Here is a 23310-nt window from a genome sequence, read left to right on the forward strand (position 1 = left end):
ACTGAACTAATTAGAACGCTACGTTTAAACCTAACTGATAAGTGGTAGGTTTGGGATAGTCGAAGAACGTTTGTCCCTGCGCAAAAGCGTCGCCATAAGTACTAACCTCCGGATCGTTACCACTGTATTTGGTGAGCACGAAGAAGTTTTGTGCTGAAGCCCAGATACGCAGTTTACTCAGGTGTATCCGTTGCAGCACTTCCGGTTTGAAAGTATAGCCCAGCAAGAGGTTTTTACCACGGATGAAAGAGCCGTCTTCTACCCAATGGGTATCTACGTTGGTCACATAACCGGCAGCTACCGGGCGGGGAGCCGCGATCATCGTATTTTGATGTTGTGGTGTCCAGTAATCCAGTACAGATTTAAAGCTGTTGGCAATGCTGATACGGTCTTCACCGGAGTGATGTGACATGTTCAGCACGTCAGCCCCATAAGAATACTGCAGTTCCAGCGTGAGGTCAAAGTTTTTATACTTGAAGGTGTTGATAAAACCACCCCAACCTTTCGGGTTACCGTTACCGATAATCATACGGTCAGCATCGTTAATAATGTGATCGCCGTTTACGTCGCGGTATTTGATATCACCGGGCAACATGGTATTACCGCCGCGATAGCTTTGGAATTTGGCGGCTTCCGCTCTCTCCGCTTCGCTCCAGGTACCTTCACGCACCAGTCCCCAGAAGGAACCAACGGATTCGCCTATACGCAGAATGTTAGTCTGGTTGGTGAAGTTGGGACCGCCTACACCGAATATATCTGCAGGTGTAGCGAGCGACAGGATTTTGTTACGGTTGAAGGATATGTTGAAGGTGGTGTTCCAGTTAAAGTCTTTACCGTTAATCACCAGTGCATTCAAGCCCAGTTCCAGTCCTTTGTTTTCCATGGAACCGATATTTTTACGGATGGTAGCGTAACCACTGGTAGTAGGCACGGGCGCATCCAGTAACATATCGGATGTTTTCCGGTAGTATACGTCGGCTTCTAAATTAAGGCGATTACCAAAGAATCCTATTTCAGCACCGAAATCTGCTTGTGCCGTTCTTTCCCATTTCAGGTCCGGGTTAGGCAGTCTGTTGATACCGATACCCTGTACTTTGGCGCCATCGATCACAGCCGCGAAGGTGCTGTTGGCAGCGAGACTGGCAAGGGACTGGTATGGCGGAATTTCGGAGTTACCGGTCACACCGTAGCTGGTACGCAGTTTCAGGTGAGAGATGACGCGGTTGTTTTTCATCCATGGTTCTTCAGACACTCTCCAACCCAGGCCGGCTGAGGGGAAAGTAGCGTATTTGTTGGAAGGGCCAAAGCGGGAAGATCCATCTCTGCGGGCTGTAAGTGTCAGCAGATAACGTTCTTTGTAAGCGTAGTTTAAACGGGTGAAGTATGAAAAGAACGAGAACCGGTTACGGTTAGATCCCACACCACTGGCGGGAATCACAGAGCCTGCACCAAGATTGTTGTTTTCGAAATAATCCGTCGAATAGTTTTCGCCTCTTGCATTGAAGGTAAAGAAATTATCTTCTGAAGTTCCCATACCCAGCATGCCGGTAAAGCTGTGGTCGGTGCCAAAACGTTTATTATAGGTCAGGTAGTTTTCAAAGGACCAGAAAGTTTCGCGGTCGTTGGCTACCACAGCAATACCTTTCTGAGAGGCGGAAATATCCAGCAGGGAGCGGCCATTCCATTCGTTACGGCCACGGGTTACCACGTTGGTACCAACGGTGCTGCGCAGTTCCAGCCCTTTAGCCAGCGTAATATTGGCATACACATTACCGAGGATGTTCTGTGTATTCAGGATATATTTTCTGTCGGTCAGGATCTGCACCGGGTTAGAACCACCTTCAGCGCCTGGGTACATTTTGTTATTGGTCCAGGTACCATCTGCCAGTTTTATCGGCAGGAAAGGCATCGCTTCCGTAATCATACGCACAGAGTTAAGGCCACCGGTACCGATGTCTACCAGGTTTTCTTCCTGGTTGTTATAGCTCAGTGAGCCACCTACCTGTAACCATTCTTTGATTTTGGTCTGGATGGTAAACCGTGCGGAATAACGTTTCAGGTAAGAGTTCAGCAGCAGCCCGTTATCGTCGAGGTAACCGAGATAGAGACCATACTGGGTATCGGGGTTACCACCGGAGAAGCCCAACTGATGGCTCTGTGTGAGTTTGTGCTGAATAGATTCCTTAAACCAGTCGGTATCATACAGCGGGTTGCCGTCTTTGTCGAAGAACCGGGAGTCCGTTCTTTTCAGGGCAGGGTTGCTGGCAACATAGTTACCGTTATCCCATCCTGCTTTATCATAGATCTGCGCATTTTTCCAGCCTTGTGTTTCCAGATCGAGATACTCCCTGGCGTTGAGCATTTTTACCCGGTGTGGACCAGGAGTGTTGATGCCAAAGTAGTTATCATAAATTACACGGCCGCCGGTAGGAGAACCTTTTTTAGTGGTGACCAATACAACGCCGTTGGCGCCTCTGGCGCCGTAGATAGCGGTAGAAGACGCATCCTTCAGTACTTCGATAGACTCCACATCGTTAGGATTGATATAGTCGATGGCGTTAGAGTTTTGAATTTGGTTACCCATAGGCAGCGCTACCCCGTCTACCACATACAGCGGGTTGCTGGTGGTATTGATAGAGCTGAAGCCGCGGATACGTATCCTGGTTTGGCCACCGGGGCGACCGGAGTTGGTGCTCACCTGCACACCGGGCATACGGCCGCTCAGTGCCTGGTTAACAGAAGGGGCAGGACGTTCCTGTAATGCGCCGGCTCTAACGGAAGCTACTGCTCCGGTTACATCCGATCTTTTTTGGGTACCGTAGCCCACTACCACTACGTCCTGCAATGATTTCACGTCTGTGCTGAGCGCCGCATTGAGTGTAGCAGCGTTACCAACGAGTTTTTCGGTGGGGGTATAACCAACAAAAGAAAATACAAGGGTAGTGTTATTACCGGGTACTGTGAGGGTATAGCTACCGTCGGGGCCGGTCTGTGTACCGGTGCTGGTGCCTTTTACCTGCACAGTCACGCCCGGCAGCGGCGTATTGTCCCGTGCATCAAACACCTTACCGGTGATCTTCTTTTCCTGGGAAAAGGCCAGCAGCGACAGCAGTAGCAGAAGGCTGCTCTGCAGGCTGGTCCGTACCAGGAATGTCAGTTTTTTCTTCATACTTGTTTGTTTTTTGGTTAATAAAGGTTCAATGCTAAAACGATTTTGCAAAAAGATCCCAGGAACCATTCCGGACAATTTTTGTGGAAAGGAAACAGTTCTGTAATACTTTAAAGACAGGGGCCGCTGTACCAGCTGTTTACAACAGCGATAAGCAGTAAGGGTGACGGTGCGATGCTCACCCCGATGGCCCGGAAATGCACAGGAAAGGCTTTACAGCGGGGGACCGGAAGGGTTGTATAACGTTACTTCCGGCCGGCCGGAAAAAGTGATTACCCCAAATTGGCTGACATCATTTATTCCCGGCTGTTACATACGGCGATGGCTACTTCATTCTCCGTTTGCCTGAAACAATACATCCATGGACGTGGTCCCATAGCTGATTTGACAATGCCTTTTTATAACGTGCTAAAACGATTTTGTGTTAATACCTGTTAAATACCTGTTTGAATGATGACGTTTTTGATGAATAAATGAAACCTGTTTACACTGCCAGACGAGGCAGCTCTCATGTAATTAAAATATGGTTTTAAACCTAACGTGAAATGCGGCGCGAACTGAATGATTGAGTACCGCTACCGGCTACAAATGATTTTCATTAACAGTGCTACCATTACAAGTGAATAATTTTTTTAGATTCAGACCCGGGCTGGCATATTATCCACAATACTTTTTTGGCGTTTTCACTACAGCTCCGGTCATAAAAATATAACTATTTCCAGATAACTAAAACGTTTTTGCAATTTTTTTTATCACCGGGAAAAGGTTGATGATAAATTACCAGCTATATGCCTGAAGAACAGGAAAAAATGAAATAACTCACATAAAATTATCTTCCTGCAATAATTTCAGTTTCACTATTTCTTTCTTCCTGCCTGAACGAATTCATGTTTTTTTTATACCTTATAGCCTGATACCTGGAAAAGAGTAGGAAAACAATGGTGAGAACCAGCGATATAGCCCAATTGAGCGAGGCCGCATTGATCAGGGAAATCCATACGAAAAACAGGCAGGTCTTTACCTATGTATATGAACGTCACTTCCGGGAACTGGTGATGGCAGCCTTCCGTTACTGCAAAGACGCAGGCATAGCACAGGAACTGGTCCAGGAAGTGTTTATCAGAATATGGGAAAACCCGGCCCTGTTGGATGAAAACGGCGCGCTTCGCGCCTACCTGTATAAGGCGGTTATCAATCATGCCCTCAACTATCTCAGGCGGGAAAAAAATATCGCCCGCCATCACTCCGTTATTGCCGAATCCCTGACCGATAGTTACCTGCTCAACCTGCAGGAAGAACAGGAACTCAAACTCCGTATCCACCAGGAAATAGAAAAACTCCCTAAACAATGCGCACGCGTATTTAAAATGAGCCGCTTCGATGGACTTAAATACCGCGAAATTGCCGAACAACTGCAGATATCGGAAAAAACCGTGGAAAACCACATCATCCACGCCCTGAAAACACTCCGGGAAAACCTCTTCTATCGCCAGGATAACACCCGCGATTATACCACCCATCTGCGCCTGCTGCAACTTTTTTGCGCCCTTTCCGGGGAACTGATGCACAGATTATAACGCCCTCATCCTCTCACCGGATTATTGCCTTATATATATTATATAAAAAACAATGTGATTTTTTTTTAACATTGACTGGGGGTATCCCCTCCTGTTAATTGTAACAATACAAAGGCCTCTGCCAATGCAAAAAGAAACGATCAACTGGCTACAACTGGTGAAATACCTGAACAACCCACAGGATACTGCCCTGGAGCAGGAAGTGCGGTCATGGATCGCTGCTGCCCCTGAAAATGAGGCCATTTACCAGCAGGTACAGCAACTATGGCAACTGTCGCCCGACCTGAAAATACTGGACCAGCTGGACACACCCGCCGCCATCGCGCGCCTGCAGGACGCTTTGCCGGAAGATAACACCGTTCTTCAGCTCCCTGCCCGCCGCTATAAATGGTTCCGTGTAGCCGCAATAGCCATCCCTGTTATGGCCGCCGCCTGGTGGCTCTATCACAGCACCGGCGCTATCACCTACCGCGAGAAAACTACGATGGCCTCCATCGACTCCCTCCTGCTTCCTGATCAGTCACATATCTATCTTGATAAGAATAGCCGCATCCGATATCCGGAAAAAATGGAAAAAATCCGGACCGTTATCATGGAACAAGGCACCGCCTTCTTTGAGGTGGCCCCTCAAACCGGCACCCCATTCATGGTGAAAATCGGATCATCCAGTATCACTGTACTGGGTACCTCTTTTAATATCCAAATGAACGAAAATAGTATAGGCGTTACAGTTAAAACCGGTAAAATCAGTTTTAACTCCGGTCATTCCAATACACCAGAGACTATCCTGATTGCCGGCGAAGGCATCCGCTTCAATCCGGCTACCGGCAGTATAGAACAATTTAATGCCATCAACAGCAACGCCGATGCCTGGATCACACATGAACTGGTATTTGTCGATGCCCCCCTGTTCGAAGTATGCAAAAAACTGGAAGCACTCTACCAGGTGAAAATCAATCTGCAGGGCAAAATCCCTGTAAAAAAACTGAATGCAACATTTAAGAACAATAAGCTGGAGGAAGTATTGGAAGTGCTGCAAGCCACCTACCCTATATCGGTAGTGCACCGCAACCGGGAAATCACCATCACCGGCAGGTAAACACCTGCTACGAAAAGGCCTTTCTCCGTTGTTTAGCAACCCAATGTGTCAACTGAAATCAACAATCGCAGTTCTGTAACCCGGAAATGCAACCAAGATCGTCTGCAGGCTATGTAACGTTCCCCACGGAACGTCATGCCTATGCCTGCCCCGGACCCGTTTAACCTATAATAATTATACACGATGTTTGAAATCCTTTACAAAAAAAAGCGACCAAAATCGAAGTTACTCCTGGCCCTATTGACAGTGGCTTGCCTGGAAAACCAGGCTGCCCCGCTTACAAACGAGCAAAACAGAGAGAAGCTGGAAATCATCCTCGGCAGGATGGAGAAAAAATACAACGTCGTATTTGTGTATGATGCCGCGGTCATCAACAAAAATATGAACGTGGAAATGGACCCCGATAAACTTTCTATGCAGCAGGCGCTTAATCTGCTCGAGAGCAAAGGCATAGCACACAAGGTCATCGGCGATAAGATCGTGCTCACACGCCCCGCCGAAAAGCCAGCGCCGCAACAGGAAGTCATCACCGTGAAAGGACGGGCTGGTACCCGCTCGGAAAACGGTGATGCTTCCTTTGTTCCCGGTATCAGCGTCGTGGAAAAAGGGACCACCAACGGCATCGCTACCGACGGCAAAGGAGAATTCACTATCCGCGTAAAACCCGGCGCCACACTGGTCATCAGTATGGTAGGGTTTAAAACGGTGGAAGTAAAAGCCACCGCCGATAAACCTATTATCGTAACACTGGAAGAAAACGTGACCAACCTCAACCAGGTAGTGGTAACCGGCTATCAGACCATCGACCGTAAACTCTTTACCGGTTCTGCTGCCACCCTCAAAGCCAGTGATGTGAAACGCGATGGTATCACCGATGTAAGCCGCATGCTGGAAGGCCGCGTAGCCGGCGTTTCTATCCAAAACGTATCCGGTACCTTCGGTGCCGCCCCTAAAATCCGCGTCCGCGGCGCTACCTCCATCACCGGTGATAACAAACCCCTCTGGGTTGTGGACGGTATCGTACTGGAAGATGTGGTCAACGTATCCAACGAACAACTCTCTACCGGAGATCCTACCACCCTGCTGGGTTCTTCTGTGGCCGGCCTCAACCCGGACGATATCGAGAGCTTCCAGATCCTCAAAGATGCCGCTGCCACCGCTATGTATGGCGCCCGCGCCATGAACGGCGTAGTAGTGATCACCACCAAAAAAGGACGCATAGGCAAACCGCTCATCTCCTATACCGGTAACTTCTCTACCTATATCAAGCCAACCTATAACGATTTTAATATCATGAACTCGGCAGACCAGATGTCGGTCTACAAATCCATGGAAAGCCGGGGATATCTCCAGTACGCTGACATAGCCAACAGGCAGGACGGCGGCGTATTCACCAAACTGGCCGAAAAAATCAACGACCGGACCGTTTACAACGATGAGAAATCCAGGAACGAATTCCTGAAAAGATATGCTACCGCCAATACCGACTGGTTCGATGTACTGTTCCGCAATTCCCTCCTGCAGGAACACTCCCTGAGTATCTCTTCCGGTACGGAAAAATCACAACTCTATTTCTCTACCAGCTTCCTCAACGATAACGGCTGGACCATCGGCGACCGCGTGAAACGCTTTACCGGCAACGCCCGCGCCAATTTCAACATCTCTCCTAAACTGAATGTAGGACTCATCACCCAGGGATCTATCAGAGACCAGCGCGCCCCGGGCAGTATCGGCAGGGTCAGCAATCCTGTAGAAGGAAAATTCGACCGTGATTTCGATATCAACCCTTTCAGCTACGCACTCAATACCAGCCGTACCCTCACCGCCTTCGACGAACAGGGGAACCTGGAATATTTCCGCCGCAACTACGCCCCTTTCAACATCATCAATGAATTGCGCAACAATACGCTCGACCTCACTATGGTGGATATCAAATTACAGGGCGAAGCAGGTTATAAAATCACTCCTACCCTGAAATACTCTTTCCTCGGCGCTTTGCGTTATGCGAAAACCAACCGGGAACATAAGGTAAGGGAGAACTCCAATATGGCCATGGCTTATCGCGCTGCTGACAACGCTACCGTCATGGAAAACAACAAATTCCTCTACCGCAACCCGGACGATCCGGAAGCATACCCCGTGGTAGTACTGCCCTATGGCGGTTTCTATAATACCAACGACGACTACCTGGTGAGCTACAACATCCGTAACTCCCTGGAATGGAATAAAACCTATAACAATAAACACATCCTGGTAGCCTATGCTTCCCAGGAACTGAGATACGCCAACCGCCAGAATAAGTTCTCTAACGGTTACGGCTACCAGTTTGATAAAGGCGGCGTGCCCTACGTAGATCCGCGCATCGTGAAACAGGCAGTTGAAAGCGGCTTCGATTTCTACGGTATGCAAAACTACTACGACCGTTTCCTCGCTTATATGGCTAACGGCGCCTATTCCTATAATGGCAAATACAACATCAACGGTACCGTTCGTTACGATGGCTCCAACCTGCTCGGCAAGGCCCGCAATGCCCGCTGGCTGCCTACCTGGAATATCAGTGGCTCCTGGAACGTGGATACAGAAGAGTTTATGAAAGCGGTACAGAACATCAACCGCCTCACCCTTCGCGCTACCTATGGCCTCACCGCCAGCCTGCAGGGTAAAACCACCAACTCCAGCCTTATTACCCGTACCGCTAAAACATACCGCCCCTATCTGCCTGAAATCGAGTCTGTGATCAATATCGCCGATCTCGAAAACTCACAGCTTACCTGGGAAAAACAATACGAAACCAACGTGGGCATCGACCTGGGTATGTTTAAAGACAGACTCACGGTTACCCTCGATGGCTATAACCGTAACGGTTTCGACCTCATCAGCCCGATCCGTACTTCCGCTATCGGTGGCCAGTTTCTTAAAAACGCCAACTATGCCGATATGAAATCTCACGGGGTGGAACTGACCATTGGTGGCACTATCGTGCAAAAGAAAGACTGGCAATGGAGAACACAACTCAATGCTGCTTATAATGAAAACAAAATCACGAACCTGAAAACCAATCCCAATATCTGGGACCTGATCGGCCCCGATGGCGGTCCTATGCCGGGACGTCCTTACAGAGGTCTCTATTCCATAGACCTGGTAGAACTCTCAGCCCTCGATGGCACACCGGTTTTCATGAATGAAAAAGGCGAAAAAGTAAATGAAGTCAACCTGCAAAGCGATGCTATCAACTACCTGAAATACAACGGGGCTATCGATCCCAAGCTCACCGGCGGTTTCTACAACTCCGTACGCTATAAGGATTTCACTTTCTCCGCCCTGTTTACTTTCAGCGCCGGCAACGTAATCCGCCTCAATCCTGCTTTCCAGCAAAAATATACCGACCTCACGGCCATGCCGAAAGAGTTCCTGGACCGCTGGATGATGACCGGCGACGAAAAAAAGACCGATATCCCTGCCCTGTCTGATCTCCGTGTCATCAACAGGCTGAGCGGCGTAACGCCCTATTATACCTATAACTATTCAACTGCACGGGTTGCTGATGGGGGCTTCATTCGCCTCAAACAGGTATCGCTAAGTTATAACCTGCCGCTGCGCTACACCTCAGCGATAGGCCTTAACAACGCCTCCCTGAGCCTGGTGGCTAATAACCCCTGGCTGATCTATGCTGATCCAAAACTGAAAGGCCAGGACCCTGAGTTCTTCCAGTCCGGTGGCGTAGCGTTACCTGTTCCCAAGCAATACACCCTCTCCGTAAAAGTTGGTTTTTAACCTGCATGAAAAGTTTTAGACATGAAAAGAAATCTCGTATATATATCAGCGTTAGCGATCATCACTGTTGCTCCCGGGTGTAAAAAATACCTGGAGCAATTACCCGATCAGCGTACGGAAGTAAACTCACCTGCTAAAGTAGCAGAGCTGCTCACCTCTGCTTACCCCCGGGCCAACTATATTCCGTTCCTGGAAGCCATGTCAGACAATGCCAATGACAAAGGCACCAACAACAATAGCCGCTATAACCGCCAACCCTGGTTCTGGGAAGTGTCTTCCGACAGAGACCAGGACACCCCGGACTATTACTGGCAAAAAGCCTATGCCGCCATTGCAGCGGCCAACCAGGCATTGATGGTGATTGAAAATGCCGAAGATCAATCCGCCTACCGCGCCAGCAAAGGCGAAGCGCTGCTCGCCAGGGCATATGCTCATTTTATGCTGGTAACCATCTACTGTAAATCGTACGATGCTGCCAGCGCCGCTAAAGACCCGGGCATTCCCTACGTTACCAAACCGGAAAACGTAGTAGTGGAAAAATATGAAAGGAAAACAGTCGCCTACGTATATCAACAAATAGAGAAAGACCTCACGGAAGGTTTACCGCTGATAGACGATAACTCCTACATGGTAGCCCCTGCCTACCACTTCACTACCGCAGCGGCACACGCATTTGCCACCCGCTTCTATCTCTTCAAAAAAGAGTATGATAAAGTAGTGCAGCATGCCAACCTCACCTTCCCCGCAGGAAAAGCATTGCCTTATCTCCGACCGGTAAATACCACGTACAATGCGATGGAAGAACTGGTGCTCAGAAAAGAATATACCAGGGCCACCCAAAAAGCCAACCTGCTGCTGGTGGAAACCCAGTCCGTATGGGCCAGAGACCTGCGCGATAACCGTTATGGCTGCGATCCTGTATTGGGCAATCTGATCAATAGCCGCGATAACCCGTCCGGCGGCCGGTTGAGCTATAAGGTTTATTACACAAGGCCGGAAGACTTTTTCGTACCTAAGTTTTACGAGCTGTTTATCCGGGTAGACCAGAACGCCAATATCGGGGACCCTTACGATATGATTCCCCTGCTCACAGCTGAAGAAGTGCTGTTCAACAGAGCTGAAGCCAATACCGAACTAGGCAACTACGAGGCGGCGCTCGCGGATGTCAACGACTTCCTGAGCCAGCGCATCAGCGGTTACATCGCCACAACGCATAACCTGACAGTCGGTAAAGTAAGAAACTACTATGGCACTATCGACACCCGCTCTGCCATCATCCAAACAATCCTTTACTTCAAACGGATAGAATATATGTTCGAAGGACTGCGCTGGTTTGATATACTCCGCCATAAACTTCCGGTAGTACATACCTCTTTCGATGGTAAAGTCAAAATGACATTAGGCCCCAACGATCCGCGCCGCATGGTGCAGATTCCACAGGAAGCACAATTGTCAGGACTGGAACTAAATCCCCGATAAACACACCGCTCAAATTTGTAACTATGAAACGTCATTATATTATTCCCATGCTGGTAGCAGGACTGATCACGGTTCTTTCCGGTTGCCGCAAAAAAGATGACCTGGACATCTCCAACCTGTTCCCGGAAAATACCCAGCAGCCTACCGCGCTGGACACATGGCTCACAGAACACTATACCAAACCGTATAATATCGAGGTCCGGTACAAATGGGACCCTTATGTGGCAACCGATAAAACGCTGATTCCAGTCAGGGAACCACTCGTTATTCCTGTAATGGACCTCGTACACAAAACCTGGGCAGAACCTTATATCAAGATAGCAGGCATGCCTTTCTTCCTGAAATATGCACCCAAACAGTTTATACTGATAGGAAGCGCCAAATGGAATTCCAATGGTACCATCACCGTGGGAGAAGCAGAAGGAGGTAAAGCGATACAACTGTTTCGGCTCAACGAATTTGACCTGAAAAATGAAGGCTACATCAAATTCATGCTGCATACCATTCACCACGAATTTGCCCATATTCTGCATCAAACTATCTTTTATCCAAGAGAGTTCAAGGCATTGACAGCAAGTGGTTATACCGGCACCTGGAACAATACCACCGACCAGGAAGCGCTTGACCTGGGCTTTATTACACCCTACGCCAGATCCAAGGCAGATGAGGACTTCGTGGAAATGTTATCTACCATGCTTACCGAAGGCAAAGAAGGATTTGAAGCCATCGTGAACCAGGCCGAAACCGACTATGGTAAAGACATGCTGCACCAAAAAGCAGAGATCGTGAGAAACTATCTGCAGAACAGCTGGAAAATAAATCTGGACAGCCTTCAGCTGGCAACGTCCACTGCTATTAAGGAAGCGATCAAGTAGTTTTTAACATGAATGATAACTATTACGGATATATGAAAAAATTCATTATAGCAGGTATGGTGTTATGCACGCTAGCAACAGCATGCCGCAAAGACAACGATGGCTCCGTGTTCGGTGTTAGACCGGAAGAGCGGATGAACGCCACACTCACCGCCTACAAAAAGCAGCTTACCGGCGGCACTAATGGATGGAAGGCATACCTCTTCCCCGACGGAGGCTATGGTTTCGGCTTCTATTTTAAGTTCGGTGAAAACAACCGGGTGAATATGCTGGGGGACCTTACACCCGAGACCGGGCAGGACCTTGCCGAAAGCTCCTATAGAATGGGCGCCCAGCAAAGACCTTCCCTGGTGTTTGATACCTATAGCTATATTCACCTGCTGTCCGACCCCGACGGCAGAGTGTTCGGCGGCATATTTGGCAGAGGTTACGATTCGGATTTTGAATTCGGATACGACTCTACCCGTACTGACACTATTTTTCTGACCGGCAGCGCCAATAAAAGTAAAATGATGCTGGTACGGGCAAATGCCCAGGAAGAAACCGCCTACGCCGCAGGCGGCCTTAATACCATCCAGAATGCGATCTACGATTATGTCTTTACGCATCCTATCATGTATGTTACCACACCTGATGGCAAAAAAATGCAGACGGCTATCGTACCGGACTCCCGGACATTTTCGCTGATATATGAAGAAGATGGCGCCGCAAAAACATTCTCTGTCCCTTACGCCTATACGTTAAACGGTATTATCACCAAAGAACCTTTTAAAATAGGTAATAAGTTTTACCAGGAAGTATTTTATGATGATGCCAAACAGGTATTATACCTGAAAGACAACGGCAAAAATGTGGAACTGCAGCCGGCACCCGGCCCTATCTTTGCACTCCATGTATTGCTGGGAGTTGCCTATAATCAGTTGAACGTCAGCGATGCCACACAAGGAGCCTTCTCCCCCAACTTCCTGACGATGTGGAAAGCAGCTAAAACCAAAATGCCAACTACCGCTCCTAACCTGCAACTGAACGGCGTGGATGTTATTTTCGATCCTGCCAACCAGCAGATGGGACTTAATTTCAAAGTTACCCAGGCGCCCAATCAGTTCACTGCTTTATTCGTATACGACTATACGAAAAGTAAAGACGGCGTGTTCACCTTCACCATGCAGGATGTTAAAGGCGATGTGGCTACCGTCATTCTACCGGCAGTCAAACCGATCCTGGACAAACTGGGCGTCGGCAAATACCGGGTAGATTATTTCTCCCTGCCGGGCAATACCCAAATGGGACAGATAATAGGGGTAGATGATCCCGCTTTTATCCTGGGCGGCACTCTTAGATAATTCATTTAACTGCAACTGACTCAAATGAAAAAAATCGCTTTATATACACTCCTGTGCGCCGCTATGGTGGCGTCTTGCCGGAAAGACAATTCGCTCGGTAACCCCATCGAACCGTCTTATCCCGACCCTTCCAGGCAGCTCGATTCCTTTAAAACCGCGCTGGGAAACGCTCCTAACGGCTGGGTAGGCACACTCGTACCCGGCAACAGCAACCAGGTATACAGCATATACCTGCAACTTGATAATGGTAAAAACGAAGCCACCCTGTACACCGATCTCAGTATCGCCAGCGCCACTACGCCCAGCAAAAGCCCTTTCAGGCTCTCCGTTTCACAGACCGTCAATCCCACTATCACGCTTGCTGAAGGTTCCCAGCTACAGGATATCAGGCTCGCTGTTAAAAGAGGAGTAGACACCGCTTATGCCTTCCGCTATGCCAGCGGGGACACCCTGATACTCCTGGGTAATAAATACAGCGATGAACTCCGCCTGGTAAAAGCCAGCGCCCAAACAAAAACAGATTACGCCAACGGCAAACTAAAGACTGTCATCAGCGAGGCTACCAATTTTCTGGACAATGCCGGTTATCTGTCATTCAGGCAAAACAATATCCCTTGCATGGTGTACTTCGATACAGATAACAAAAGTGTCGGTTTTGCCAGTGTGAACAACAATGTCAAATCCTCTGCCGGCAGCGGTTATGCCTTTACGCCAACAGGCATTGTGCTCCGCCATCCGGTACAGGTAGGAAACCAAACCATCTCCACCCTGAACTGGGACGCAGATGCCGGTAATTTCTACACACAACCGGACAAAGACAAGTCTTATTTTGATCAGGGAAATGTGCCTGCACTGCCAGCCTATTACCTGGTAGGCACTGAAATCTCCGGCCAGCAGTATCTGTTGCCTCCCAATGTACTGCCACTACCTGGCTGGTCTGCTGATTTTAAGGCTATCTGGACCAATATGACCAATAAATTTAAAGCCAGGGGCCTGCCTTTAGTCCAGGCCGTATTGGACTTCCAGGTGCCAGGCTATCTGACGGTGAACATTACTTTTGCCAGCTATGTGGGTAGATTCACGTTTAAGTACACACGAACTGCAGAGGGCGTATATACTTTTGTGCAGCAGCCATTTACCCCTGATACACCAGGCGCCAACGGCAACGCTGTAAAAAATGAAGCCAAACCACTGACAGATATGCTGTCAACCAATCAGTTCGCCATGAAATTTATGGAAACGCCGGATGGTCTGCTGCTGAGCTTTGTCAGTGTCAATAACCCGTCTGTTACCTTCACCAGTGTCTGGTAAATACGCATACTATCCTTCCCGATAAAAAAAGAGAGGCCCTGTCATTAGGTTGACAGGGCCTTGCATTAGCTGGCTGGTTGGTTTTCAGTAGGACAAAAGTTCTTTTATCATCGCCTCCACTTTTGCCGGATTGGGCAACATAGCGGCTTCAAGTCCGGTATTGAGCGCCACTGCCGGCAAGTCGAGTGCACCGAGCATAAATACCGGCGCATCCAGTTCCCTGAAGCAGGCTTTCTGTATACGGCCGGCCAGCGCCTGGGTAAAGGAATTATTTAATTGTTCTTCTGTCAGCAACAGGCATTTACCATGTCTGCGGACAGTTTCAAACACCAGCGCTTCGTCCAGTGGAAACAGCGTACGCAGGTCCACGATTTCCACATTCCCCGGAAATGCGCGTGCCGCTGCTTTTGCCCAGTATACGCCCATACCGTAGGTAATGATACAAACCGATTCACCCCGCTGCACATCTTTCGGATGCGCTTGCAGTACCACCTGGCCTTTGCCCAGTGGCAGTACATAATCCGCCGCCGGTTCTATCGTCATCGCCTCCTGGGTACCGGGCACTTTGCTCCAGTAAAGTCCTTTATGTTCCAGCATCACTACCGGGTTAGGGTCCAGGAAAGCCGCTTTCAGTAAGCCTTTCATATCGGCCGCATTGGAAGGGTATACCACTTTAATGCCTTTGATACTCAGTAAGGTAGATTCAATACTGCCGGAGTGGTAAGGTCCGCCACCGCCATAAGCTCCGATGGGAACACGGATCAGCGTTTGTACCGGAAATTTGCCCTGGCTCAGGTAACAGGATTTGGATATCTCCGTCACCAGCTGGTTAAATCCGGGATAGATGTAGTCCGCAAACTGTATTTCCACTATAGGTTTTACGCCTACGGCAGATAATCCGGCGGTAGCGCCAATAATATATGCTTCCTGGATCGCCGTATTATACACCCGGTGATCACCGAATTTATCGCCCAGGGTGGCGGCCTCCCGGAACACGCCTCCCAGCCGCTTACCTACGTCCTGTCCGAAAAAGATGGCTTCCGGGTACTGTTGCATGATTTCTTCTACCGCGTGCAGGGCAGCATCCACCATCACCACTTTACTGCCGTTGGCAGGTGTGCGGGTACCGGATTCCTCCATAACGGCAGCCGGTGCAAACACATGTTCCCGGACCGTTTCAGGCGCCGGTTCAGCCGCTTTTACCGCCGCCGCAAAGGCTGCTGCAATATCTTCAATAGCTGTTTGCTCTATTTCCTGCAGGGTTACCTCCGTTACGCCATGTTTCAGTAACAGCGCCCTTAGTTTGGGTACCGGGTCGTTGACCGCATGTTTTTCCAGGTCTTCCGCCGTGCGGTACCACTCTTTACGTACGCCGGAGGTATGATGCCCCAACAGCGGCACGTTAGCCTGTACCAGGATCGGTTTGCGCTCCTGCCGGACGTATCCGATAGCCGTTTCCATGGCCGCGTAACTGGCAGTGAAGTCGCTGCCGTCTACCCGCATGCGTTCCAGCCCTTTAAAACCGGCCGCATATTCATAGGCATCCATGGCGCGGGCTTCTGCGGCGGTAACAGAAATACCCCAGTCATTGTCCTGTACCAGGTAGATGACCGGCAGTTGTTTCAATACTGCAAACTGTAGCGCTTCGCTCACCTCTCCCTCCGTCACGCTGCCGTCGCCCAGTGAACAAACCACTACGGGCAGTTCTCCGGCTGGTCCGGTCTGTAATAAACGGGAGTGGATGGTTTCCAGGTATTGTACGCCCTGTGCCATGCCGGTGGCGGGTATTACCTGCATACCGGTAGCACTGCTCTGATGGGGAATTTTGGGTTTATCCGCGCGGCGGCTGTTAGGATGATTGTAGTAGGAGCGGCCGCCGGAGAAAGGATCGTCTGCCTTGGCCAGCAGCTGTAACATCAGCTCGTAGGGTTCGAAGCCCATGGCCAGCAGCATGCTCTCGTCGCGGTAGTAGGGACTGACAAAATCCCAGGGCCGCAGCTGCATGCCGGTGGCTATCTGGATAGCCTCATGCCCCCTGGAGGTAGAATGTACGTATTTGCATATAGACCGGTTAGCCTCATAGGTAGCAGCCATCCGGCCTGCCTGGCACATCCACCGGTAGGCGGCCAATAACTCCGCCAGCTCGCTTTTTTTCCCGTGCTGGCCGGTAGTACCGGCTTTTAAAGTTGAAACGCTTGTACTATCTTTAAACACGTAAAACTGTTTTGGTGATGACGATGGTGGTTAAGTAAAATAGTTGCTATAACAACTGTTGCTATTGCAAATTAATTAATATGGCTGATACTTTTATCAATAATCCCTCTTTTTTTAAGCTGGATGCTACTTTAAAAAAACTGCGTAACTACTGGCAGAAAATGTTTGATTCCCGTCAGATGGACATCACGGTGGATCAATGGTTGCTGGTGGAAAATTTGTATAAACACAAAAAAACAACGCATAACGAGCTGGCCCGTAACACCTCAAAGGATATTACCACTATCTCCCGCATCATAGAATTACTGGTAAAAAAAGGGCTGGTAAAGCGGGAAGCGGACATTTATGACCGGAGGAAGGTGTACCTGCAGCTCACACCCGACGGAACGGAGAAATATAAACAGGTGAAGCCGCTGGTGCATGAAATGCGTAAAACAGGATGGAAATCGCTGACAGAAGCCGATTATGCAGAGTTAACCCGGATACTGGATACTATTTACGGGAATATCCCCACTAAAATTTAATCATTTACGGATTTTCGGATTTACGGATTTTGGGGATTTAATGAGCGAAGATCACATAACATATAACATAATCTCCGCTCATTAAATCCCCAAAATCCGGAAATCCGGAAATTATTTAACGGAAAACTCCAGCAGGCTGTCGTTTTCAATAAAAGCCTCAAAAGAATCGCCGATGGCGGTGGGTCCTACGCCTGCAGGCGTACCGGTAAAGATCAGGTCACCGATGTTAAGGGTAAAAAACCTGGAAATATAGGCAACGAGGAAGTCGAAAGAAAACAGGAGGTCTTTGGTATCGCCTTGTTGTACCAATGTTTTGTTTTTATACAGGCAGAAGTTGATATTCTTCTTATCCATCTCAGGTGTAATAGGAATAAAAGATCCTACGATAGCGGAGTTGTCAAATGCTTTGGCAATCTCCCAGGGCAGGCCTTTGGCTTTTTGCTGGTCTTGCAGGTCACGGGCAGTAAAATCGATCCCTACAGAAATCTTATCGTAGTATTTATCCGCAAATTTTTCCTGAATATGTTTGCCGTTTTTGCTGACCCGCAGCACCAGTTCACATTCGTAGTGCAGGTTAGTCGTAAACTCCGGATAATAAAACGGGTGGCCGTTTTGCAGCAGTGCGTTCTTGGGTTTCATGAACAACACCGGCTCAGCAGGCACCTCATTTTTCAATTCTTTGGCATGGTCGGCATAATTCCTGCCTACGCAAATAATTTTCATAATGCGTGAGTTTTAAAAGATAAATTAAGCAGATAGCGTGCAGAAATGCAAATTTACTTTACAAAGGAAACGTCATCTTGTTGAATTCATTCATGGTACGTGCCAATCCAATGCTGGCGAAACTTTCAATGATATCGCAACAAACGTTGATTTTTTGTTCTACCACAGGCTTTTCCGTTGTTTTCCATTTGCCCAGTACAAAGTCCACCTGGCGCCCTTTGGGATAATCGTTGCCGATACCGAAACGCAGGCGGGGATATTGACTGGAGCCCAGCGACTCCTGGATGCTTTTTAATCCGTTGTGGCCGGCGTCGCTGCCACCGGGGCGCAAGCGGAGCACATCCAGCGGAAGGGCCAGTTCGTCCATGATCACCAGCAGGTTTTCAATAGAAATCTTTTCCTTGTCCATCCAGTATTTGAGGGCACGGCCACTCAGGTTCATGTAAGTGGTAGGTTTGATCACGATAAACGTTTTGCCTTTCCATTTACATTCCGCCACCTCCGCCAGCCGGTCGTTATGGAAGCTGGCGTTATGTTTGGCCACAAAAGCGTCTGCCACATCAAAACCAATGTTGTGGCGGGTATGACGGTATTCTTCTCCAATGTTGCCCAAACCGGCGATCAGGTATTTCATAATATATCAAAATTAAAAAGCCCCTCTACAAGTAGAGAGGCTTTTTCGAAAAATATTTCTAAAAGATTATTTCTTTTTAGCATCTTTTTCAGCAGCAGATTCTTCCTGACGCAGCTGACGGGTCATTACCACAGAAGCGATAGGAATACGCGGAGAGTTGGTGATTTCGATACCTGCTACTTTCACGTCTTCAACACGGATGTTGCCGTTCAGTTCCAGGTTTTCGATGTTCACTTCGATGCTCTCTACCAGGTCTTTAGGCAGTGCCTTTACTTTCAGGGCTTTCAGTTTGCTTACCAGTTTACCACCGGCTTTAACGCCTACAGAAGAACCTACCAGTTTAATCGGCAGTGTCACAGACACTGTTTTGTCTTCTACCAGTTCCATGAAATCGATGTGTGCCAGTTCATCTGTCACCACGTCGAATTGCATGTCTTTCAGTACAGCTTTGTACGTTTTAGCGCCCAGTTTAATTTCTGCGATCTGGAAAGCAGCAGTGTAAACCAGGTTTTTGAATGCTTTGGCAGGAGCTGAAAAACTTACAGTTTCTGCACCCCCGTAAATAACACAAGGCACTTGTTCCTCAGAACGGATCTGGCGGGTGGCTTTTTTGCCGAATTCGCTCCTGAGTTGTCCTTCGATGGTTATTGTATTCATTGTTTAAACAGTTTATATAAAATAAAAAAATACATTAGTCCTGGCGGCGCTGGCTGTGTACAAACAGATTGGTGATAGACTTGTTCTCATGCATGTTACGGATAGCTACCGCGAACAGGTCTGCCACAGACACCACTTTAATTTTGGAACTTTCCGGGCGGATGGGAATCGTATCGCATACCACAATTTCCTCCAATACCGAGTTCTCAATGTTTTCATACGCCTTACCGCTGAATACCGGATGGGTACAGAAAGCACGAACACTTCTGGCTCCCTTTTCCTTCAGCAGGTTGGCCGCTTTTGACAGCGTGCCGGCTGTATCACAGATATCGTCAATGAGCACAATATCCCTGTCTTTTACCTCACCGATCACTACCATGGATGCTATTTCATTGGCTCTCTTACGATGTTTGTCGCAAATCACCATTTCAGCATTAAAGTAGGACGCCACTTCACGCACCCGGTTGGTGCTTCCCACATCAGGGGACGCAAAGGTAAGATTTTCCAGCTTTAATTGCTCAATATAGGGAATAAAAATAGCAGAACTATCCAGGTGATCTACCGGGATATCAAAGAAACCCTGGATCTGCGGAGCGTGTAAGTCCATGGTAATCACCCTGTTAGCACCCGCAGAAGTGAGCAAATTCGCTACCAGTTTAGACCCGATGGCTACCCTGGGCTTGTCTTTCCGGTCCTGACGGGCAAACCCGAAATAAGGAATTACCGCCGTGATATACCCCGCCGATGCGCGTTTGGCCGCGTCAATCATCAGCAACAGCTCCATCAGGTTGTCTGACGGGGCGTTGGTGCCTTGCACCAGGAAAACATAGTCACCACGGATACTTTCCAGGAAAACGGGCTGAAACTCGCCATCACTGAACTTCTGAATTTTTAATTTACCGAGGGCGTTGAGTCCGTTGCCGTATCTTTTGGCAATTTTCTCAGCCAACGCCGGATTACTGTTGCCTGTGAAGATTTTTACTGAAGGTTGCATACTAAATACTAGTAGTAGAAAAGAGGTGGCAAAACTAATGATTTTTTAGGGCTACCGGCGTGATTATTTTTCGATCAAAAATCAAATTATAATAAATCATTTAATATAAAATTAATATAGCTAGATGATTATATCGCTTTTTACGTAGTTTTTCAAGAGAAGAAAAAGCAGGAGGGGGAATTTTTTCCAGGAGATATTTCCGATATTTGAAGAAATGCAATGAAGTATGTTTGTTAGCCCGAAACCACAACCCCACGTGGCTATCCGTAATTGGGCGGATGCCGAAAAACCCCGGGAAAAAATGCTGCAACGTGGCGCAGCCGCCCTCACAGACACCGAATTACTGGCCATTTTGCTCCATACCGGCCATAAAAACAAATCCGCACTGGACCTCGCACGGGAAGTGCTGCAACTGGCCCATTATAACTTACCGGAACTGGGCAGGATCAGCGTCCGCAAACTGCGAAAACTCCGGGGTATGGGCATCGCCAAAACCGTTACCGTCCTGGCAGCCATGGAACTGGCCCGGCGCAGGCAGGCAAGCCCCATTCATAAAAAAACCGTCATCCGGGCCGGTTCAGATGCAGCCCTGTTCTTTAAACCCATCCTGGCCGACCTCTCCTGTGAAGCCTTCTACGTAATGTTCCTCAACCAGGCCAATAAAGTACTCCACTACCGCTGTATCAGCACCGGCGGCATGACCAGCACCATCGTAGACACCCGCATCATCTTCCGCGAAGCCCTCGATGCCCAGGCCTGTAAATTACTCCTTTGCCATAATCACCCCTCCGGCAGCCTGCGCCCCAGCCACGCCGATATCCGGATCACCCAAAAAATAAAAGAAATGGGACAACTCTTCGACATCGATGTACTGGACCATATTATCGTGTCGGAATGCGGCTACTGCAGCCTCGTGGAAGAAGGCGTGATATAAAAATCAAAAAATAACCAAATGTATTTACTTTCGCATTTATTTATTACGATCCAATATGCTCAAAATAGGAATCTTTGGGGTAGGACACCTGGGTAAAATTCACCTCTCCCAACTTTCAACCATGAAAGATGTGGAAGTAGTAGGCTTCTATGATCCCAGCGATGCCAACGCCGCCAGCGTAGCCTCGCAATATAATATCGCCCGCTACACCGCACCGGAAGATCTGATCATGGCCGTAGATGCCATCGACATCGTGGCGCCAACCACCCTCCACTTCAAACTATGTGAACTGGCCATCCGTAACGGTAAACATATCTTCGTGGAGAAACCCATGACCAACACCATGGAAGAAGCTAAAACACTGGTTAAACTGGTGGATGAAGCCAATATCAAATTCCAGGTAGGCCATGTGGAACGCTTCAATCCAGCCTTCCTCGCACTGAAAGGCTACGACCTGAAGCCCATGTTCATCGAAGTACACCGCCTCGCGGAATTTAACCCGCGCGGTACAGATGTAAGCGTTATCCTCGATCTCATGATCCACGATATCGACATCGTACTCAGCATCGTAAAATCTACCGTCAGCCGTATATCCGCCAGCGGCGTAGCCGTTATGAGCGATACCCCGGATATCGCTAACGTACGCATCGAATTCCATAACGGCTGCGTGGCTAACCTCACCTCCAGCCGCATCTCCCTGAAAAAAATGCGCAAAATGCGCCTCTTCCAGAAAGATGCCTATATCGGAATCGATTTCCTGGACAAAAAATCAGAAATCATCAAACTGAAAACACCGGAAGACGAAGGCCTCTTCACCCTCGATATCGAAACCAACAGCGGCAAAAAAACCATCGCGATCGATAACCCGGAGGTAAAACAATCCAACGCCATCCGTATGGAACTGGAACTCTTCCGCGACGCTATTCTCCAGAACAAACCCGTAGCCGTAAACGCGATCGACGGCTTGCAGGCACTGGACGTAGCTCATCAGATCCTGCAAAAAATCAACAAAAGCCTGAACGAAACAGCGAAAGCGTAGTTCACGCAAAGCGCGCAAAAGAGCAAAGAGCCAAAGGTTTTTTATTATGTTTTTATAAGAAAGCAAAGGAGCGAAGATCAAATGTTGATCCTCGCTCCTTTGCTTTCTTTGCTCACTTATGTAACCTTTGCGAGACTCCTTTGCTTTCTTATACCCGCTTCAATAATCTTTGCGCTCTTTGCTCCTTAAAATACTTTGCGTGAACTAACCGCGTAAATCCAGGAAAGCCTTCGCCATCACCAAATCCAACGGCTTCGTGATCTTCAGGTTCGACTCCTCCCCCTGCACCAGGTGTATAAAATGTCCATAATGCTCTACTACGGTAGCTTCATCCGTAAACAACGGATCATAAGGCTGCTCAAAAGCCGGTAATATCAACGATGACACAAAAGTCTGCGGCGTCTGCACAATACGGAAACGCCCCCGGTCCACCGCCCTGTTCTCCTCCCCGGTTACCTCCCGGATACTATCTTTCATATCAATCACCGGAATAGCACTGCCATGGCTGAATGCAGCTTCATAACAGGTACGGACCAACGCCGGCGACACCAGCGGACGCACCCCGTCATGCACAAACACCACGCCATCACCCTTTACCTGCTGCAGCCCGTTCTTCACGGAATGAAAGCGGGTTTCCCCGCCCTTCACCAGCGTAATGGCCGGAATAGTATCAAAAGCCTGCAACAGGTTATTGGCAAAACTGATATGCTGCTCCGGTAACACCAGCACAATCTCCATATCCGGATAAGCAGCAGTAAAAGCAGTAATGGTATGATATAACACCGGCTTTCCCGCCAGGTCCATAAACTGTTTGGGTATGGCGCTCTGCATCCGGGAGCCGGAGCCGCCTGCTACAATGATGGCTGTTTTTTTTCTATTGCCCATAAAAGGTATTCGTACTACCCTGTAAAAATCGCGAATGCCTGAGGGAAGACCAGTGCGAAATATGCATTTCAATCACTCT

The 23310-nt window shown here is 48.6% G+C and carries 17 protein-coding genes; 10 read left to right on the forward strand and 7 right to left on the reverse strand.

Features of this window, described 5'->3' with window-relative positions; translation table 11 throughout:
- Nucleotides 1–10: 10 nt before the first annotated feature.
- Nucleotides 11–3169, reverse strand: a complete 3159-nt coding sequence (locus ICL07_RS30485; protein ID WP_188091833.1) for a SusC/RagA family TonB-linked outer membrane protein — start codon at nucleotides 3167–3169, stop codon at nucleotides 11–13.
- Between the two features lie 938 nt (nucleotides 3170–4107).
- Between ICL07_RS30485 and ICL07_RS30490 the strand changes: the two genes are divergently transcribed.
- The 7 genes from ICL07_RS30490 (at nucleotide 4108) to ICL07_RS30520 (ending at nucleotide 14627) form a co-directional block, all read left to right on the forward strand.
- A complete protein-coding gene (locus ICL07_RS30490; RefSeq protein ID WP_188091834.1) occupies nucleotides 4108–4746 on the forward strand; it encodes an RNA polymerase sigma-70 factor in 639 nt (212 codons plus the stop codon).
- Between the two features lie 124 nt (nucleotides 4747–4870).
- Nucleotides 4871–5845 (forward strand): FecR domain-containing protein, encoded by a 975-nt coding sequence (locus ICL07_RS30495; RefSeq protein WP_188091835.1) that lies wholly within the window; start codon nucleotides 4871–4873, stop codon nucleotides 5843–5845.
- A gap of 183 nt (nucleotides 5846–6028) precedes the next feature.
- Complete coding sequence (locus tag ICL07_RS30500) at nucleotides 6029–9619, forward strand: SusC/RagA family TonB-linked outer membrane protein (RefSeq protein ID WP_188091836.1); 3591 nt, start codon at nucleotides 6029–6031, stop codon at nucleotides 9617–9619.
- A 21-nt stretch (nucleotides 9620–9640) separates the two neighbouring features.
- On the forward strand, nucleotides 9641–11098 hold the full coding sequence (locus ICL07_RS30505) for a RagB/SusD family nutrient uptake outer membrane protein (protein ID WP_188091837.1): 1458 nt from the start codon (nucleotides 9641–9643) through the stop codon (nucleotides 11096–11098).
- A 23-nt stretch (nucleotides 11099–11121) separates the two neighbouring features.
- A complete protein-coding gene (locus ICL07_RS30510; RefSeq protein ID WP_188091838.1) occupies nucleotides 11122–11973 on the forward strand; it encodes a zinc-binding metallopeptidase in 852 nt (283 codons plus the stop codon).
- Between the two features lie 32 nt (nucleotides 11974–12005).
- Entirely contained in the window at nucleotides 12006–13316 is a 1311-nt protein-coding gene (locus ICL07_RS30515) for a DUF4302 domain-containing protein (RefSeq protein WP_188091839.1), read from the forward strand.
- Between the two features lie 24 nt (nucleotides 13317–13340).
- On the forward strand, nucleotides 13341–14627 hold the full coding sequence (locus tag ICL07_RS30520) for a DUF4302 domain-containing protein (protein WP_188091840.1): 1287 nt from the start codon (nucleotides 13341–13343) through the stop codon (nucleotides 14625–14627).
- 84 nt (nucleotides 14628–14711) lie between these two features.
- On the opposite strand, the gene ICL07_RS30525 is transcribed toward ICL07_RS30520, so the two are convergent.
- Nucleotides 14712–16841, reverse strand: coding sequence for an alpha-ketoacid dehydrogenase subunit alpha/beta (locus tag ICL07_RS30525; protein ID WP_343071134.1), 2130 nt, complete (start codon nucleotides 16839–16841; stop codon nucleotides 14712–14714).
- A gap of 80 nt (nucleotides 16842–16921) precedes the next feature.
- Here ICL07_RS30525 and ICL07_RS30530 point away from each other — a divergent pair, with 80 nt between their 5' ends.
- Nucleotides 16922–17365 carry a MarR family winged helix-turn-helix transcriptional regulator gene (locus ICL07_RS30530; protein WP_188091841.1) on the forward strand — a complete coding sequence of 148 codons (444 nt, stop codon included), beginning with the start codon at nucleotides 16922–16924 and terminating at the stop codon, nucleotides 17363–17365.
- Between the two features lie 111 nt (nucleotides 17366–17476).
- On the opposite strand, the gene ICL07_RS30535 is transcribed toward ICL07_RS30530, so the two are convergent.
- The 4 genes from ICL07_RS30535 to ICL07_RS30550 form a co-directional block, all read right to left on the reverse strand.
- Nucleotides 17477–18088 carry a fumarylacetoacetate hydrolase family protein gene (locus ICL07_RS30535; protein WP_188091842.1) on the reverse strand — a complete coding sequence of 204 codons (612 nt, stop codon included), beginning with the start codon at nucleotides 18086–18088 and terminating at the stop codon, nucleotides 17477–17479.
- Between the two features lie 58 nt (nucleotides 18089–18146).
- Nucleotides 18147–18722, reverse strand: a complete 576-nt coding sequence (gene pth, locus ICL07_RS30540; RefSeq protein WP_188091843.1) for an aminoacyl-tRNA hydrolase — start codon at nucleotides 18720–18722, stop codon at nucleotides 18147–18149.
- Nucleotides 18723–18788: 66 nt separating this feature from the next.
- On the reverse strand, nucleotides 18789–19379 hold the full coding sequence (locus tag ICL07_RS30545) for a 50S ribosomal protein L25 (RefSeq protein ID WP_188091844.1): 591 nt from the start codon (nucleotides 19377–19379) through the stop codon (nucleotides 18789–18791).
- 34 nt (nucleotides 19380–19413) lie between these two features.
- A complete protein-coding gene (locus ICL07_RS30550; protein ID WP_188091845.1) occupies nucleotides 19414–20373 on the reverse strand; it encodes a ribose-phosphate pyrophosphokinase in 960 nt (319 codons plus the stop codon).
- A 256-nt stretch (nucleotides 20374–20629) separates the two neighbouring features.
- Here ICL07_RS30550 and radC point away from each other — a divergent pair, with 256 nt between their 5' ends.
- Both radC and ICL07_RS30560 read left to right on the forward strand, forming a co-directional pair.
- On the forward strand, nucleotides 20630–21307 hold the full coding sequence (gene radC, locus ICL07_RS30555; protein ID WP_343071135.1) for a RadC family protein: 678 nt from the start codon (nucleotides 20630–20632) through the stop codon (nucleotides 21305–21307).
- Between the two features lie 55 nt (nucleotides 21308–21362).
- The gene (locus ICL07_RS30560) at nucleotides 21363–22346 is read left to right on the forward strand and encodes a Gfo/Idh/MocA family protein (protein WP_188091847.1); all 984 of its coding nucleotides are present in this window, start codon (nucleotides 21363–21365) and stop codon (nucleotides 22344–22346) included.
- Nucleotides 22347–22550: 204 nt separating this feature from the next.
- Here ICL07_RS30560 and ICL07_RS30565 read toward each other — a convergent pair whose 3' ends face one another.
- Nucleotides 22551–23231, reverse strand: coding sequence for a 2-C-methyl-D-erythritol 4-phosphate cytidylyltransferase (locus tag ICL07_RS30565; protein ID WP_188091848.1), 681 nt, complete (start codon nucleotides 23229–23231; stop codon nucleotides 22551–22553).
- Nucleotides 23232–23310 lie beyond the last annotated feature (79 nt).

This window comes from Chitinophaga qingshengii (genome assembly GCF_014529935.1).
GTDB lineage: Bacteria > Bacteroidota > Bacteroidia > Chitinophagales > Chitinophagaceae > Chitinophaga > Chitinophaga qingshengii.